Source organism: Paenibacillus sp. JT22N15 (assembly GCF_059383755.1).
Genome location: NZ_JBXENV010000002.1, coordinates 335,322 through 351,153, shown reverse-complemented (window position 1 = coordinate 351,153; position 15,832 = coordinate 335,322). Strand labels below are relative to the sequence as shown.

General features: G+C 48.3%; 11 protein-coding genes. 8 read left to right on the top strand and 3 right to left on the bottom strand.

Annotated elements, in window-relative coordinates:
- Positions 1-10 precede the first annotated feature (10 nt).
- Positions 11-1,207, bottom strand: coding sequence for an MFS transporter (locus AC50X8_RS05125; RefSeq protein WP_494878953.1), 1,197 nt, complete (start codon positions 1,205-1,207; stop codon positions 11-13).
- 214 nt (positions 1,208-1,421) lie between these two features.
- Between AC50X8_RS05125 and AC50X8_RS05120 the strand changes: the two genes are divergently transcribed.
- On the top strand, positions 1,422-3,392 hold the full coding sequence (locus AC50X8_RS05120) for an AraC family transcriptional regulator (protein WP_494878951.1): 1,971 nt from the start codon (positions 1,422-1,424) through the stop codon (positions 3,390-3,392).
- Between the two features lie 30 nt (positions 3,393-3,422).
- Positions 3,423-3,992, top strand: coding sequence for a nitroreductase family protein (locus tag AC50X8_RS05115; RefSeq protein WP_494865359.1), 570 nt, complete (start codon positions 3,423-3,425; stop codon positions 3,990-3,992).
- Between the two features lie 62 nt (positions 3,993-4,054).
- Here the strand turns inward: AC50X8_RS05115 and AC50X8_RS05110 are convergent, their stop codons facing one another.
- Entirely contained in the window at positions 4,055-4,624 is a 570-nt protein-coding gene (locus AC50X8_RS05110; RefSeq protein WP_056031469.1) for a C40 family peptidase, read from the bottom strand.
- Positions 4,625-4,996: 372 nt separating this feature from the next.
- Between AC50X8_RS05110 and AC50X8_RS05105 the strand changes: the two genes are divergently transcribed.
- The 5 genes from AC50X8_RS05105 to AC50X8_RS05085 all read left to right on the top strand — a co-directional run bounded on the left by AC50X8_RS05105 (position 4,997) and on the right by AC50X8_RS05085 (position 11,287).
- Positions 4,997-5,329: a GrpB family protein gene (locus AC50X8_RS05105; RefSeq protein ID WP_494878948.1), complete on the top strand. Its 333-nt coding sequence runs from the start codon at positions 4,997-4,999 to the stop codon at positions 5,327-5,329.
- Positions 5,307-7,451, top strand: a complete 2,145-nt coding sequence (locus AC50X8_RS05100) for a pectate lyase family protein (protein ID WP_494878946.1) — start codon at positions 5,307-5,309, stop codon at positions 7,449-7,451. Before AC50X8_RS05105 ends, AC50X8_RS05100 begins: the two co-directional genes overlap by 23 nt.
- A gap of 199 nt (positions 7,452-7,650) precedes the next feature.
- Positions 7,651-9,297 (top strand): helix-turn-helix domain-containing protein, encoded by a 1,647-nt coding sequence (locus tag AC50X8_RS05095; RefSeq protein ID WP_494878944.1) that lies wholly within the window; start codon positions 7,651-7,653, stop codon positions 9,295-9,297.
- A gap of 219 nt (positions 9,298-9,516) precedes the next feature.
- Positions 9,517-10,536, top strand: coding sequence for an ABC transporter substrate-binding protein (locus AC50X8_RS05090; RefSeq protein ID WP_056031457.1), 1,020 nt, complete (start codon positions 9,517-9,519; stop codon positions 10,534-10,536).
- Positions 10,537-10,573: 37 nt separating this feature from the next.
- Entirely contained in the window at positions 10,574-11,287 is a 714-nt protein-coding gene (locus AC50X8_RS05085; protein WP_494878941.1) for a (2Fe-2S)-binding protein, read from the top strand.
- Positions 11,288-11,442: 155 nt separating this feature from the next.
- On the opposite strand, the gene AC50X8_RS05080 is transcribed toward AC50X8_RS05085, so the two are convergent.
- On the bottom strand, positions 11,443-13,425 hold the full coding sequence (locus AC50X8_RS05080; protein ID WP_494878939.1) for an AraC family transcriptional regulator: 1,983 nt from the start codon (positions 13,423-13,425) through the stop codon (positions 11,443-11,445).
- 195 nt (positions 13,426-13,620) lie between these two features.
- Here AC50X8_RS05080 and AC50X8_RS05075 point away from each other — a divergent pair, with 195 nt between their 5' ends.
- On the top strand, positions 13,621-15,705 hold the full coding sequence (locus AC50X8_RS05075) for a pectate lyase family protein (RefSeq protein WP_494878937.1): 2,085 nt from the start codon (positions 13,621-13,623) through the stop codon (positions 15,703-15,705).
- Positions 15,706-15,832 lie beyond the last annotated feature (127 nt).

Below are 15,832 nucleotides of genomic sequence, written 5' to 3'. Positions count from 1 at the left end.
GAATGTTTTTTTATTTGATTGTTTTGCGTTCCGACATATAAGTTGCAAGCCCCAGCACCAGCGCCAGTCCCACAAGTACAGCTCCAACCCATGGCAGTGCGTTTAAGGACAGATGAGTGATGACCCAGCCGCCAATAAAGGCGCCCACAGCATTGCCGAGATTGCCGGCGGAGTGGCTCGAGGTCGAGGCGAGAGCAGGAGCGGCTTTGGCAAGGCTCATAATTCGAACCTGCAGCCCCGGCATAACCGCGAAGGAACCGGCTCCCCAGAGAAAAATCGTCACGACGGCCGCCACTGGACTATGAATCGTAAAGGTTAGGAGAGCCAAAATGACGGATATGGCCACATAAAGCCCTAAAATGGCGGGCATCAGCTTCCAGTCGGCAAGCTTCCCGCCGACAATGTTGCCGAGCGTTACGCCGCAGCCGAAAAGAACTAAAATCCACGTTACGCTGTGCTCAGCAAAGCCCGTAACCTGCGTAAGCAGCGGCGTAATATAAGTGAAGACGGCGAATAGTCCGGAATTGCCGAGCGCGCATATTAGCAGGAATACAAGGAGCTTCGGTCTTGCAAGAGCGGCAAGCTGTTGAACGATGCTTGCTGTTTGTTCCTGCTTGATTTTTGGAATGAAAACCAATATGCCTGCCAAGGCGATGACGCCCATGATGGCAATGGCTCCGAATGAGGCTCGCCAGCCCATATTTTGTCCGATAAAGGTACCGAGGGGAACGCCAATAATATTGGCAATCGTCAGTCCGGCCATCATAATCGATACGGCCCCGGCCCGTTTGTTCGGCGGTACAAGATTAGAAGCGATCACAGCTCCGACCCCGAAAAAAGTACCGTGCGTCAACGCGGTAATGACCCGTGCGCCCATCAGGACGGCATAGCTTGGGGCAAAGACCGAAATGACATTGCCGACAATAAATAAAACCATCAGCAGACATAACAGCCGCTTTTGCGGAATCTGCTGGGTGAGCATAGTCAATATCGGGGCACCGATAGCTACCCCAAGGGCATACATCGTAATCAGCTGTCCGGCAGCCGAGATGCTGACATGCAAATCTGTTGCGACATTAGGCAGAAGCCCCATGATGACAAACTCCGTCATGCCGATGGCAAAAGCACCAACCGTAAGAGAGAGAATCGAGACCGGGAACGGTTCCTTGGCTGCCCGTTTCTGGCTTAAACGTTGAGATAACTCCATGATGTAAATGACAACCTTTCTGCTGTGCAAAATAAATCTCTAATCGTTACGGTATGTATCCAAGCAATTAGACCTATTTCCTCATTATTTAGGTTTTTGAGTGTAATATCAAGCTATTTATAAATGGTGTTAAATAAATTTATATTGTAGATGAGAATTATTATCGATAAAATAAAGAAGCATACAGATCAGGTTTTTATCGGAAGGTGAAACGATGGATATAGAGCAGCATGTTAGGCTGTGGAATCAGGCTTCTATTAAAATATTAGATATACGGCATCACGTTATGCGCACGGGGGAGCAAGTGAAGGGCTACCGGCTGCCAGCCAGCGGTTTTTTATATACAGCAAGAGGCAGTGCCCAAGTTGCACTGGACGGAAAATTCTATGAAGTGAACAAGCTGCAGGTGCTGCATGGCGGAAAGGGCATAGGTCTGGATATTTCCGAGGTCGAGGACTGCTTTGAATATTATATGATTTATTATCGGGCCAGCCTTCCGCTGCCCAGCAGCAGAGAGCTTCAAGCCTTACTGGAGCAGCAGCTCCCTTTTCACATTCAATATGCCTTCGTTCCTCATTATCCGATTGTTTTATACAACTATGTTACAAGCCTTAATCAAATGTGGAGACAGGCGGACGCCCTTTCAAAATTCCAAGTTAAAACCTTGTTTTATCAATTCGTCCACGAGCTGCTGCGGCAGCTGGATGCACAGGGCATTCCAACGATGAAGCCGAATATGGTGGCGCAGGCAATCCGTTATCTGAACGAGCGATATGCAGAGCCCATCATGGTGGATGGACTGGCAGAACTGCTGGATTGCAGTGCGGGGCATCTATCCAGAAGGTTTAAAAAAGAGACGGGAAGCAGTCTCATTGAATATTTGACCCGTATTCGAATCCATAAAGCGAGAGAACTCCTTTTGCATACCGATGCGTCGCTACAGGCGGTTGCGGAAAGCGTGGGTATTCCAGACGCGATGTATTTCAATCGTATTTTCAAAAAATATGTTGGCATTTCTCCGGGACGCTTTAAAACGAGCTATGTTCATTTGCCATCCGATCAGTATAATGCTACGGGCAGGTCAGAATCCTCCATTGTCAGGCGTACCTTTCGCCGTTATATTCATAATGGTGATAATCATTATCAATATAAACAAAAAGGGGACTCACGCATACCAATGAAACCGAAACAGTCGATTACGCTCCTTCTTATGCTTAGCCTTACCCTATTACTGTCAGCATGCTCCGGCACATCAAACACGACAGCTGCGAGTGGCAATGGAAACGGCAGCAATGCAGCGCAGCAAACGAACAGCGGGCAAGCAACCCAGCAGCCGTCCACGCAGGAGAAAGTCATTCAGCATGCATGGGGAGAAACGGTTATTAAAGGGGAGCCTCAAAATATTATTTCCTTATTTCCGGCCGCTACCGATTATTTGCTGGCGCTTGGCATCGTGCCGCAGGCGGCATCAAGCAATGAAGAAGGCAGCGATCAATTCCCGACCTATCTTGCCGATCGCCTGCAAGGGCAGAAAAATTTAGGCTGGCAGGTGGAGCCGAATTTTGAGAGCATTTTAGCCTTGGAGCCAGACCTGATTATTGGCCAAGACTTTATGGGCGAATCCTTTGCCAGCTTAAATAAAATTGCCCCTACCTTGTTTGCGGAGAAAGTGAAGGATGAGCAGGGCATCATTCGGATGAAGACGAGCCTGCTTAAGCTGGGCGACATGCTCGGAAGAACGGAGCAGGCGAAGCAGGTTATTGCGGATTACGAGAAGCTGGCTGCAGAGGGCAAAGAGAAAATCAAGCAAGCTATCGGCGATGACACGGTTATGTTTTTGCGCCTGTCTGATAAGGAAGTGCGCTATTATAGCAAACGGAACTATGAAGTTCTTTATGATGATCTAGGCTTGCAAGCGCCAGCTTCTATACCGGATCCAGCGGATTCCATGCAGGTGATCTCGCTGGAGAAGCTGCCGTCTATTGACCCGGACCACATCTTCTTATTGTCATCCGATCCTGCGGAAACGACGGAGATGCAGAAGACTGAAGTGTGGAAAAGCTTGAAGGCTGTTCAAAATAACCATGTCCATTTGGTGGACTATGGCCTATGGTTTCAAGGTCCTGGCGGCCCAATCGGCCAAACGAAAATTATTGAAGAAACGGTTCAATTTCTTACCCAATAAAGGGCGGTGAGCAGAGGAGGAAGATACGAGATGGCAATATCAGCAATAGAGCAGCTCATTCGCGAAAGAAGAACAATACGTCAATTTAACGAACGGACATTGGCGAAGGAAACGGTCATTGCTCTATTGGATGCGGCTGTATGGGCTCCGGTTCATTCGCGCAAGGAGCCTTGGCGATTCATTTTGTTCATGGGAGCCGGAAGGCAGCAGTTTTCAGATGCGGTGCTGCATACGTTCTCGGAGGACGAGCGGGAAAAATGGGGACAGAAGCTGCAGCTTGATTATTGCGAACGCATGCAAGCCCATTTGCTCATCGTCATAGAGGCTGACGCTAGGCAGCGGGAATGGGAGGATGCTGTTGGTGCAGGCTCCGCGCTTATTCAAAATATCCAGCTGCTGGCGTGGGAGCAGGGAATCGGTGTCGTATGGAAGACGAATGAATATAATTTCGACCCGGATTTTTGCAGGCTTACGGGCGTAAAGCCAGGCGAACGAATTATTGGCACGCTGCATCTTGGTTATTTTGATCCCGATAAGAAGCCTAAACCTCGGCCTCGTACACCTGTTGGGGAACTGCTAACCTGCATTACAGGGGAATAAAAGAAAATTCAGTTCAGCTTTCGAAAAAAAGGAAGGGATCCCGACTTCTTCCGGGATCCCTTCTATGCCGTGCGGAACGAGCCTGCCGCGGCCATGCTGTTCTGACAGCCCACATATGAATTCAGATGTCCATGATACACCAATTCCAGCTTGGGCGTATGCTGGAGATCGCCAGGCGTTACGAGCAGCGGCGACTTGTCGATCAGAATCATCCCGCTTTGCTGGAACATCGTCGCCACGAATTGTGAGCAGAAGTATGAATTTTTGCGCTCCCATTCGATATTGAACAGAATGCCTAACATGCCGACCAAATTGTAGCTATACAAATCTTGATTTTGCTCAAAATGCTGAACCTGATTTCTCAGATTAGCATAAACTACCGGGCTCACCGTGCATCGATAAAGGGCGCACATCGACTCGCCAAAAAACTCGCTGCTCACGTCTTCCCGGACGAATCCGCCGAAGAACGGATTGTTCGGATTTTTCCTGCCGAAGCTGTACACTTCGCGCAGGTCCGAATCAAAAGCGATCGAAGCGTGATTCAGCGGATCCTTCGTAAACGTTCGGATAATCCTTGTGAAGAGGGTTCCCGTATCTGTCAGAAGCACATAAATCTCTTTTTCTATACTCATCCCACATGACCCCCACATTAAAGATCTTTTGTCTGCTATTAACTTTAATACAGGAGAGCATGCTGCGGAACCTTCTGAGGTAATAGATGATCCCCGACCATTGTCTAGTTTCATTAGCGGCATGCGTGATTACACTCGCCTCCACACTTCATTGTATTCAGGCAAAGGAATATGGAAAAAGGCGAGTGACGGCAGTGGAAGCCCATTATTTTGCCCAGTTAGTCGCTGGGATTGTTAATGATACCAACTGACTTACCCCCACATAGATGCAGCCATTTTAATACTTCATGTTTTATTAAAGGTTATATCTTCGCGATATTCCTTGTTTTTCCTGCTATAGCCAATAAAGAGAATAGACTTTAGGGAGGATTAATGCGCAAAACGACAATAGCGGCTTGGTCTGAGAAATGGAATGAGGCATACTCTGCAGAAGGTAAGGAGCTAAGGAGAATTTTTAATGAAGGAGTAATGGACATCTACCATATTGGCAGCACATCGGTTCCTTCTATCGGTTATGCGAAACCTATTATTGATATATTAGTAGTCGTAAAGGATATAGCCATTGTTGAAGCCGGGGATGAAATGAATTCCCTTATTTTGGGTCTTAAAGACTATTTAAATATTTCCAAAATTTCCGATATTTATATAGGTTATAAATCTACTATCGGAAAGAGGAGTAAGAATGAAATTGGATTATTTTTTTAAGAGGAATGTGATTTTGGCTGTGTGTGCAGCGCTTGTGCTTTCGCTTTGCTATGTTTATCCGGCAAAGGCAGCTGCACTAATGGAAGACACTTTTGATGCAGGTGCTGGCAATTGGACACCTTCTAGCGGAAGCTGGTCTGTCGTTAATGAGAAAGGCAATAAAGCTTATTTCCAGTCTGGCACAAGCGAAGGGCGTGCGGTTGCTGGCAGTCAGTCATGGAGCGATTATTCGGTTGAGGCTGACGTACAGGCTGTCGATTTTAATGGATCGACGAGAACCTATGTGGCGGGCCGTTATATAGATGGCAATAACTTTTATGCAGCATCGCTGTACAACAGCAACGGTGGTGCGCTGGAAATTAGAAAGAAAGTGAATGGTTCGACAACGACGTTGGCTAGCAAAGCGGGTTATGCTTTAGAGACTGGCGTATGGTATAAGGTAAAGCTCGAAATGAGCGGAACGACAATCAACATGTATGTAGACGGCAAGCTGGAGCTGTCAGCTGCCGATACCAGCCTGGCGGCGGGTGCCGCGGGACTCGTTACGTTCAAGTCCATCGCCAAGTTCGATAATGTGAAGATTGCAGATAGCTCGCCAGATGCAACGCAGCCATCAACCGAGCCGACTGTGGCGCCAACACCAGTATCGACGCCTGCTCCGACAGCAGTGCCGTCAACCGAGCCATCGACTAAACCGTCAATTGAACCAACGGCGACACCGTCTTCAACCCCATCGGTTGAACCGACGCCTGTGCCAACGCTCGTTCCTTCACCGCCAGCTGGGAAGGCAGGCCAGTACAATTTGGCAGGCTTTGCGCAGGGCAGCACGGGTGGGGGCATGATTTCAGAAACAGATTCCCGTTATATGAAAGTGTATGATGCCAAGGATCTTGCTCTTGCGCTAAAGAAAGGGTCGGGATATAAGGTCATTGAAATTATGAACGATCTTGACTTAGGGTGGAATGAGATTCCGAAAGAGGCCCAAGTATCGCCTTTCGCTGCTCATAATAGCGCATTAACGCACCCGGTTTTAATGGAAACGGGAATCAGCAAGGTGACGGTCGATGATTTCAACGATTTGACGATCTTCTCGGCGAATGGGGCAACGATTAAGCATGCCGCTTTTACCTTCAAAAGAAGCACGAATGTCATCATTCGCAATCTTGCATTTGACGAGCTGTGGGAATGGGATGAAGCGACGAAAGGCAATTACGATAAAAATGACTGGGACTATATAACGGTGGAAAACAGCAGCAACGTATGGATTGACCACTGTACGTTCCACAAAGCTTATGACGGTCTTGTCGATGTGAAAAAAGGCAGCACGGGCGTCACGATTTCCTGGTCCTCCTTCCTAGCTGATGACCAAAGTGCTAACAGCTGGGTCACCAAGCAAATCAATGTAATGGAGGCGAATAAATCGGATTATCCGATGTACGCTTTTTTAAGAAGCAGCTCGGTTGGGTTAAGCAAGGATGATATTATTGCCGTTGCATCCAGCCAAAAGAAGGGCCATCTGATTGGGGCTACTGAATTCGCCAGCGATAACGCTGCGCTTGAAGTGACGTTGCATCACAACTATTATCAAGACGTGCAGGATCGGATGCCGCGCCTGCGTGGCGGTAATGTCCATGTCTATAACATCGTGATGGACAGCGCAGGAGCAAGAAGCTCCAAAAAACGGCTGACCTCGTCCATGGAGAAGGCGATTTCCGGCAAAGGCTATCATTTTGGAATTACAAGCAACGGTGCGATTTCGACCGAGGGTGGGGCTGTGCTCGTTGAGAAATCTGTAATCATTGATGTCACGTATCCGCTCCGCAATAATCAGGCAGATGCAGGCGATTCCACCTATACGGGAAAAATTGCGGCACTCGACACGATCTATTCTCTCGATGGAGCAACCTTCAGAGGGGACAGCAGTTCTGCCAAAAGCCCGCTTTCACCTGTGCCGGCAGCTATTAAGCCTTTTGCTTGGAACGGACTCAAGTCGCTTCCATATAGCTACACACCAGATGACCCAGCCACTTTAAAAGCAAGACTAGTCGCGGCTGACGGTTCGGGTGCAGGCAAGCTTTCGTGGTCTAAAGCGAATTGGCTTCAAACGAGCTATAAGTCTTAAGCTTAAGTTTTTGCATTCTGCATGAACCGTTATATATAAACAACAGGAATAAGGCTGTCGCCAACTGCGGATATTTAACCTGCGGCTTGGCGGCAGCTTTCTTTTTTTTACCCGCACAGGGGAGGGTTGTATTTCTTATCGCTGCTCGTTCCTATAAAATAATAAGCATAAAGCGGAAGAGAAAAAGGTGGCGAGCAGGATGTCCGATCATGAATACGCTTCGCAAGCGGGCGAATATGAGCGGCTGGACAACATGTGGTTCAAGCTTAGAGCGGTCGAAAAAAACGATAGCAGCTCGGGAAGCTGGTCGTTCCGGCTGCAATTCATCGAATCGCATATGCTGCTGCTTGCTGCATCCGGCAGAGGCTGGATTACTGTAGACGGGCGGTATTCGGAGCTAAGGGCAGGCAGTGCCTTTGTTTGTATGCCGGGTCAACTAATCGAGGCATTTCTAGACGTTTCGGGCGAGCGTGGACTTTATGCTGTGCGCTTTGATGTGTTTGAGCAGTCCGAATCGTCGGAGCGGCAAACGCAGAACGAGCGGCAGCCCCAAAATCTGCGGTTTCCCGTCGAAGGAGAAGTCATGGTAACCTCCATGATTGAATGGAGTGCACTTTGCGAGGCTATGGGCCATACGATAAAAAGCGACAATCGCTTGCAGCGATTGCGTGGTCAAATTCAGTTTTATGAGCTGCTGTACAGCCTGCTGCGAGATGGCAAGCGCGTATTGGACACGGAGTCCGAGGCTGCAATGAAGCGTGCCAAGTTATATATCGAGCAGCATTACCGCGAGGAGCTGACCATTGAGCTATTGGCGAGGGAGGCTGGCATCAGCTCACGGCATTTTATCCGGCTGTTTAAGCAAACCTATGGCTGGAGCGCTATTGAATATTTGACAAGATATCGCATTAGGCAAGCCCAGGAGCTGATGAAGCCCGACTCGGAATACCAGCTTAAAGATATCGCCAGCTATGTCGGCTATCAGGATGAGCTTTATTTTCGGCGCAAATTTAAAAAAATAACGGGCACGCCGCCTGCTGCATATATGAAAAATGCTAAAAAAAGAATCGTAGCCTATCATGCCAATATGATCGGACATTTGCTGGCGCTGCATATTACGCCTCATGCGGCTCCAGCCGATCATCCATGGACCGAATATTACCGTCGAAAATACGACACCCATTCGGTTCTGCCCTTAGCGCAGGATGATGATGTGAAAATAGAGCAGATACGCAGTACGAACCCGGACTACATCATCGGGCTTAAAGAATTTACGAGCGCGGCAGCAGAGAAGAAGCTGGAAGAGCTAGCGTCAACTTATTTGATGCCATGGCTGGAGCATGATTGGCGAATGCAGCTAAGATTGCTTGCCCAGTGGCTGGACAAGTCCTCAGAAGCGGAAGCCTGGCTCGATCAGTATGAACGAAAAACACGTGCTGTACGGGAACAAGTGAAGAAGGTATGGGGCAACGATCGTCTGCTCATTGCCCGAATATCGGGGCATGCGATTAATATTTTGAGCAGCAGAAGCTTGGGCGAGGTGTTTTATGACGATCTCCAAATTGCGCCAGCGGCAGGCATTATGCTAGATCAGCCCGAGCAGCAATGGACACGGGATGAGCTGATGCATACGGATGCGGATAGGCTTCTGCTCATTGTAGATGACGATGCAAAGGCGCAAGCAGCCTGGCAGGAGCTGCGGCAATCAGCGGCGTGGGGGCAGCTGAAGGCAGTCAGAAATAGGCGAATCGACCAGCTTCCTTCTTATCCATGGACCGAATATACAGCGTTTACGCAAGATTTGGTTTTGGACGAGGTGTTAAAGCTTTGGCGTAATCGTGCATAAAATGTTGGCGAGATCGTCGATAGGCGAGGAGGAAAGTATCCGTTATACTCCTAACAGTGATATTGATTCTCATTTTTAAAAATATAGGAAAGGATATGATTTTTCCATCCTTTCCTATATTTCAACGCGAAACGCTAGCTTTGCCGCCAGAGGACAGCGACAGCCGTTTACGCTTGATGAGAAATGAGATATATCGACCGCTCAGGAGGGTACAGAAAAATGAAACAATCGAAGACAGCATTATCGCTAATCATGATCGCGCTGGTGGCGCTTGTGATGGCTGCATGCTCGGGGAACAATGGACAAGGAAATACGACAGCAACAGCTTCACCATCAGTATCGCCAGAGGCGAGCAATTCGTCCAGCGAGCCAAGTGCCACGGCAGCGGATAGCGTCCGTACGGTAGCCAGCGAGAAGGGCGAAATTACGATTCCGGCAAATCCCAGCCGAGTGATTGGGCTTTCCGTTGTGTATCCGGAATTTCTGCAAGCTTTGGGCGTTACGCCAATTGCCGTGCAAAATTATCACCCGGAGTTTCCGTCTTATTTGGAGGATGCATTCAAAAATACAATAAAAATGGGTATCGCCACGACGCCTGATTTTGAAAAAATATTAGCCGCTGCGCCTGATCTGATTATCACGCCGGTATGGTGGTCGGACAAAGACTACGATCAGCTTACGAAGATTGCACCAACTGTATTGCTGCCGCAACGCGATGACTGGCGTGATGAGCTGAAGGATATTGCTGGCGTATTAGGCAAGCCCGAGGCTGCGGATAAGGTCATTCAAGATTTAGTTGATCATGAACAGGCAGCCAAAGAGAAGCTCGATACTCTCGTTGGGGACGAAACGGTCATGTATATGATGATTATGCCGGATGGCATTGTTCTTTATGGCGAAAATATTGACCGTGGCAGCTTTGTTCATAAAACGCTGGGGCTTAAAGCGGTTGAGAATTTCCCTCAGAGTGAGCTTTCCATTACCATATCGCTGGAGAAATTGCCGGAATACAATCCGGACCATATTATTTTGCAGATGAATGATGATAGCAATGAAACCATCCAGAATTATTACAAAGAAATCCAAAGCAGCTCATTGTGGAAAAACATGACGGCCGTGAAGAAAAATCAGGTGTACCTGGTAGGCGGAGAGGAATGGTTTAATCTGGGGATGTCCCCTCTGGCGAACCGTTTTGCGATTGATGCCGTTCTACAGATTTTTGAAAATAAAGGCCAATAGAGGTATGTCTTTATCTGAGAAGTTTTTTGTTACTTCGGTGGCAGCAGAAAACACGATATTGAGCTTTACGCTGGTGGAGCTGAGCGAGAAGCAAAATGCCGAGCTGCTGCTCCGAACATACGCCCCGATGATTGGGACAGAGGACATGCGCGTAGCAGCAGCTTTTTTTTGCAGCTGGTATGCAGGCGTTTGTGGAGCCATGCATAGCATGCTGGGCACCGCAGATCGTAGAGCCTCAGCCTTGCGAATGACGAATATGTCGGTGCAGCTCAGCCGAATAGATGGAATGCCGCTCTTTTCCTTTCACATTCATGAGGGCTGGCGTGAGACTATTCCCGCCGAGATTCCTGCCGAGGCGCCTGCTGAAAATGCTCAAGCCGCGCTTCCTATTTTCTACCGGGATGAAGTGAGGCCCATTATTGCTGCACTTTCGCAGGCATCACAAACCCCTGCTGCCTTGCTGTGGAAGCAGATTTATAATGCACTCTATGACTATATGGAAGATGAAGCTATGGAGGCAGCCGGTGAGGAAAGCCAGGCAGCAGTACGCGAGCGTTTCAGGCGCTGGGCCTGGGACATGGAGCCGGAAATTTTCGGGCTGCGCCGCAATCCTTTTCGCATGACGCCGAAATTCATGGCACATCCGACTGAACCCGATCAGATGATGTTTGTGAAGGCGACCTGCTGCCTGGCTTATCGGCTCGCAGCGTTTCGTGGCTATTGCGGCAATTGTCCGATTGTTCAAAGATAGAGAATAAGACTATTTTGCTTAAATAGCGTGGTATTAAACAGAGAAGAAGGTCTGCAACCCCCGCATGAATGGGAGGGCGCAGACCTTCTTTTATTAGGCGTCACAAGCAATGGGGGATGGATAGTGTTCCGATTATGCTTGCAATACCTTCAAATTTATTGAGCCAACAGCTTGGGAAGCTCGTCCAGCAGCATATCACTAGTCAGCATATCTTCGTAATTCCACTTTGTTTCGACAAAAGTGACTTTTCCGCTCTTGACGGCAGGGAGCGATTTCCAAAGGGATGTTTCCAGCAGTTCAGCAAAGGAGGCTTCCGCATCTTCATTGTGTGGATACAAGATGAATAGGCGGTCTCCGATGAGCATGTCGTGCATGAGTTCTTTTGAAACCTCAATATAGGGAGAGCCCGCGGTCGGTTCAAGCTCCTTTACCTGCTCGGACATTTGGTAGCCTGATTGCTGATACAATAAAGAGGCAAGACCGCCGGTTTTCATCAAATACATATCTTTGCTCCAATAATAAATTAACACGACCGCTGTTTCGCCTTCAGTAAGCTTTCCTGCCTTATGCAGCTCACTCCACATGTTCTCAGCTTTAGCATTATAATCGGCAAGCAGCTGCTTGGCCTCGGCTTGTTTACCGACGATTTCTCCAATGATGGGGAGGCGCTCGGCTAATGGCAGGCTTTGATCAAAAACGACGGTCGGCGATATTTTTGATACTTCTTCGTACTGTTTATCTAAAATATAACCGAGCATCGTCAGATCGGGAGCCAAGTCTACAAGAGCTTCAAAATTGGTTGGAAAACCAATATCCTGCGCCTTTGTCTGTTCTTTGTCCAAATAGACGGATTCATCAATAAATCGGCGATCAACGCCGATGGGCTGAATGCCTAGCGCCAGCAGATCGCCGATTGAATTGCCTTGGAGTACAACGCGCTCTGGACTTTCGGGAAGCTGTACCTCATGCCCCTGACTGTCTGTATATACGCTTGGAGCAGGTTCAGCATTCGTTTGGCTTGCAGCCGGACTATTGTTCTGCGTCTGAGTGGAAGCAGCAGGGCTGGTGCTGGAAGCTATGGAATTAGCAGCTCCACTGCCGCTGGCGCAGGCGCTGAGCATTAAGGCTAGACATAACAGCACGGTCGCTCCCATGGAGGCTTTGGTTCCTTTGTACATCGTGAAATCCCCTTCTTCGACATATTGATAATCCTTATCATGTTCCATATCAATATAACGTCGAAACCCCCGTGCTGCATCAGACAATCTAAGCATAAGGGTAGGACGATCTGCTTCTTGCTGGCTGCTGCCAGCCCGTGCTTTGAAGCTTCCGGGTGTTACACCGGTCGTTTTTTTGAAGATACGAATGAAATAAGATAAATCTGGATATCCCACACTGCTGGAAATTTCTTGGAGCGAAGCTTCCGAATGAAGCAGCAGCTCCTTCGCCTTATCCACACGAGTTAGAATTAGAAAATCAATTAAGCTGTAGCCAGTCTTATTTTTAAACTGCTTGGAGACATATGGGGCGCTATAATTCAACAATTGGGCGATGGATGCGAGTGTAATAGGCGTGCTATAGCATTCACGAATATGTCGGATGACCTGCTCCACAAGGTCAGGCTTGACGGTCTGCTTGCCTTGCATTTGCAACTGCTGTTCCACCTCGTAGATGAACTGATAAAACAAGGCTTTGACATGAATTCGCTGTAGGGAATGAGTTTCATGCCACTGCTGCTGCATCGTCTTCACCAAATGAAGCAGCGCAACCGGATCATGGGGAGCGAATTCATATTGTTTTTGAAAAGGACTGTCATTATCCGCAAGTTTTCGAATAAATGGAGCCGTTAGGAGCGGCAGCGAAGCTTTATAAAGAATGAGATAATATTCTAATGGTTCCTTAATTCCATCTATGTCCAAGAGGCTGCCCTTGCCGCTGTGCAGAATATGGAAACGGTCCGCCTGAAGCTCCTTCCCGTCAAGCCGAAATCGTGCCGTTCCGCGAACGATATATATAAAAGCGGGCGATGGAAGCCGGTAGGCATTTAACTGGCCTCCAACTCCTATAAGCTGATGGCGAATATCGTTCAGCCGGATGTGCGCATGATGCCACAGTAATAAATAGTCGTCATCCTTCAAAACAACGGCTCGCCTCCTTTCTATCAGGTATATAATTGATAACCGTTATCAATTATAACACTTCCATGAATAGTAGTGGTGATCTGTTTAGCTGTTTTTCTCCGATTTTATTAGGTCTTCGAGACTATTCAAATTTTACCATTAATTACTATAATTAGAATGTAATCCACTACAATATGGAAGGAGTATTTTGAGATGAATGATTTTATAAAGCGGAATTTGGTCTTCGTATTATGTTTAACGCTTGTCTTGTCAGCTGGGACAATCGGCTTTGTTTACCCGGCAAGCGCAGCGACGTTATTGGAGGACAGCTTTGATGGAGGAGCAGGCAATTGGACATCCACTAGTGGAAGCTGGTCCGTCGTTCAAGACAGCGGCAATGCGGTTTATTCCCAAACGGGTACAAGCGAAGGCCGCACTTCTGCTGGCAGCCAGACATGGACCGATTATGCGGTGGAGGCGGATGTAAAGATCGTTGATTTTAATGGATCGACTAGAACGTATGTTGCCGGCAGATACGTGGATGGCAATAATTTTTATGCAGCGTCCTTGTATAACAGCAGTGGAGGCACACTTGAAATTAGGAAAAAAGTAAGCGGTTCCACGACAACTATAGCGAGCAAAACGAATTTTGGCCTGGCAACGGGTGTGTGGTATAAGGTGAAGCTCGAATTGAGTGGAACGTCCATCAAGCTTTATGTAAACGGCCAGCTTGAGCTTTCGGCTACGGATTCCAGCTTGGCTGCGGGTGCAGCGGGTTTGGTAACTTTTAAATCTATTGCTAAGTTCGATAATGTAAGCGTTACCAACTCAGGCTCGGTGCCAACGACACCAACACCTTCGCCGACAGTGGCTCCAACCCCGACTCCGACGGTGCAGCCAACCCCGACTCCATCCACTAGCCCGACGACTGCTCCAACACCGACACCAACGCCTTCTCCAACATCTGGGCCGACCAGCGAATATCAACTAACTGGGTTTTCCGCAGGCAACACAGGGGGAGGCAGCATCGCCGAAACCGATTCCCAATATATAAAAGTTTATAATGCAACAGATCTAGCCGCTGCGCTAAAGAAAGGCTCAGGCTATAAGGTCGTCGAAATCATGAACGATCTCGATCTTGGCTGGAACGAAATTCCGGCGGCAGCGAAAGTCTCGCCGTTCGCCTCTCACAACAGCGCATTAACGCACCCGGTTCTACTTAATACGGGCGTTAGCAAAATTACAGTGGACGGTTTTACGGACCTGACGATTTTCTCCGCCAACGGCGCGAAGATCAAGCATGCTGCTTTTACCTTCAAGAGAAGCACGAATGTCATCATTCGCAATCTCGAATTTGATGAGCTGTGGGAATGGGATGAAGCAACCAAGGGAGATTACGACAAAAACGACTGGGATTACATCACAATCGAAGAAAGCAGCAAGTTTTGGATCGACCACTGTACGTTCCACAAAGCATATGACGGACTGGTCGATGTGAAAAAAGGAAGCAATGGCGTCACCATTTCATGGTCCTCCTTCTTAGGCGATGACGGCAGTACAGGCAGCTGGGTCACCCAGCAAATCAATGCGCTGGAAGCGAATCAGTCGGCTTATCCAATGTATGCTTTTTTAAGAAGCAGTGCAGTAGGACTGAGCAAGGATGACATTATCGCGGTTGCTGCCAGCCAGAAGAAAGGGCATCTGGTGGGCTCAACCGAATTTGCCAGCGATAATGCAGCGCTTGAAGTGACGCTGCATCACAACTATTATCAGGATCAGCAGGACCGGATGCCTCGCCTGCGGGCTGGAAACGTCCATGCCTACAACATCGTTATGGACAGCGCAGGCGCTTGGAGTGCCAGATCACGGATTACTTCGGCGATGGAGACAGCCATTTCCGGCAATGGTTATCATTTTGGCGTAACGAGCAATGGAGCGATTTCCACAGAAAATGGTGCTGTGCTGATTGAGAAATCAGTCATTATTGATGTTTATTACCCGCTTCGCAATAATCAGAAGGATGCCAGTCTTCCTGACTATACGGGGAAAATCGCGGCTATAGACACGATCTATTCGCTGGATGGAACAACCTTTAGAGGAAATAGCGATACAGCGGGAAGCCCGCTTTCTCCAGTTCCAGCAGCGATCAAGCCTTTTTCCTGGAACGGATTCACAACGCTTCCTTATAGCTATACAGCTGATGATCCAGCGACATTGAAAGCAAGGCTCGTGGCTGCAAATGGCGCGGGTGCGGGCAAGCTGTCGTGGGCTAAAGTGAACTGGCTGCAAACGAGCTAGGCATCCTGCTTTGGCAGCAGTTGCTGCAATAGGCTTGGAGGAAAGAGCAAAGGGGACTATAATCGCCTTTGCTCTTTCTTATGTTTATTTCAGTTTGCCAATCGTTCACTTAAATGTATAATGATTA

Coding starts and splice junctions, on each gene's coding strand:
- AC50X8_RS05125 (WP_494878953.1), bottom strand. CDS start 1,207: ATGGAGTTATCTCAACGTTTAAGCCAGAAACGGGCAGCCAAGGAACCG.
- AC50X8_RS05120 (WP_494878951.1), top strand. CDS start 1,422: ATGGATATAGAGCAGCATGTTAGGCTGTGGAATCAGGCTTCTATTAAA.
- AC50X8_RS05115 (WP_494865359.1), top strand. CDS start 3,423: ATGGCAATATCAGCAATAGAGCAGCTCATTCGCGAAAGAAGAACAATA.
- AC50X8_RS05110 (WP_056031469.1), bottom strand. CDS start 4,624: ATGAGTATAGAAAAAGAGATTTATGTGCTTCTGACAGATACGGGAACC.
- AC50X8_RS05105 (WP_494878948.1), top strand. CDS start 4,997: ATGCGCAAAACGACAATAGCGGCTTGGTCTGAGAAATGGAATGAGGCA.
- AC50X8_RS05100 (WP_494878946.1), top strand. CDS start 5,307: ATGAAATTGGATTATTTTTTTAAGAGGAATGTGATTTTGGCTGTGTGT.
- AC50X8_RS05095 (WP_494878944.1), top strand. CDS start 7,651: ATGTCCGATCATGAATACGCTTCGCAAGCGGGCGAATATGAGCGGCTG.
- AC50X8_RS05090 (WP_056031457.1), top strand. CDS start 9,517: ATGAAACAATCGAAGACAGCATTATCGCTAATCATGATCGCGCTGGTG.
- AC50X8_RS05075 (WP_494878937.1), top strand. CDS start 13,621: ATGAATGATTTTATAAAGCGGAATTTGGTCTTCGTATTATGTTTAACG.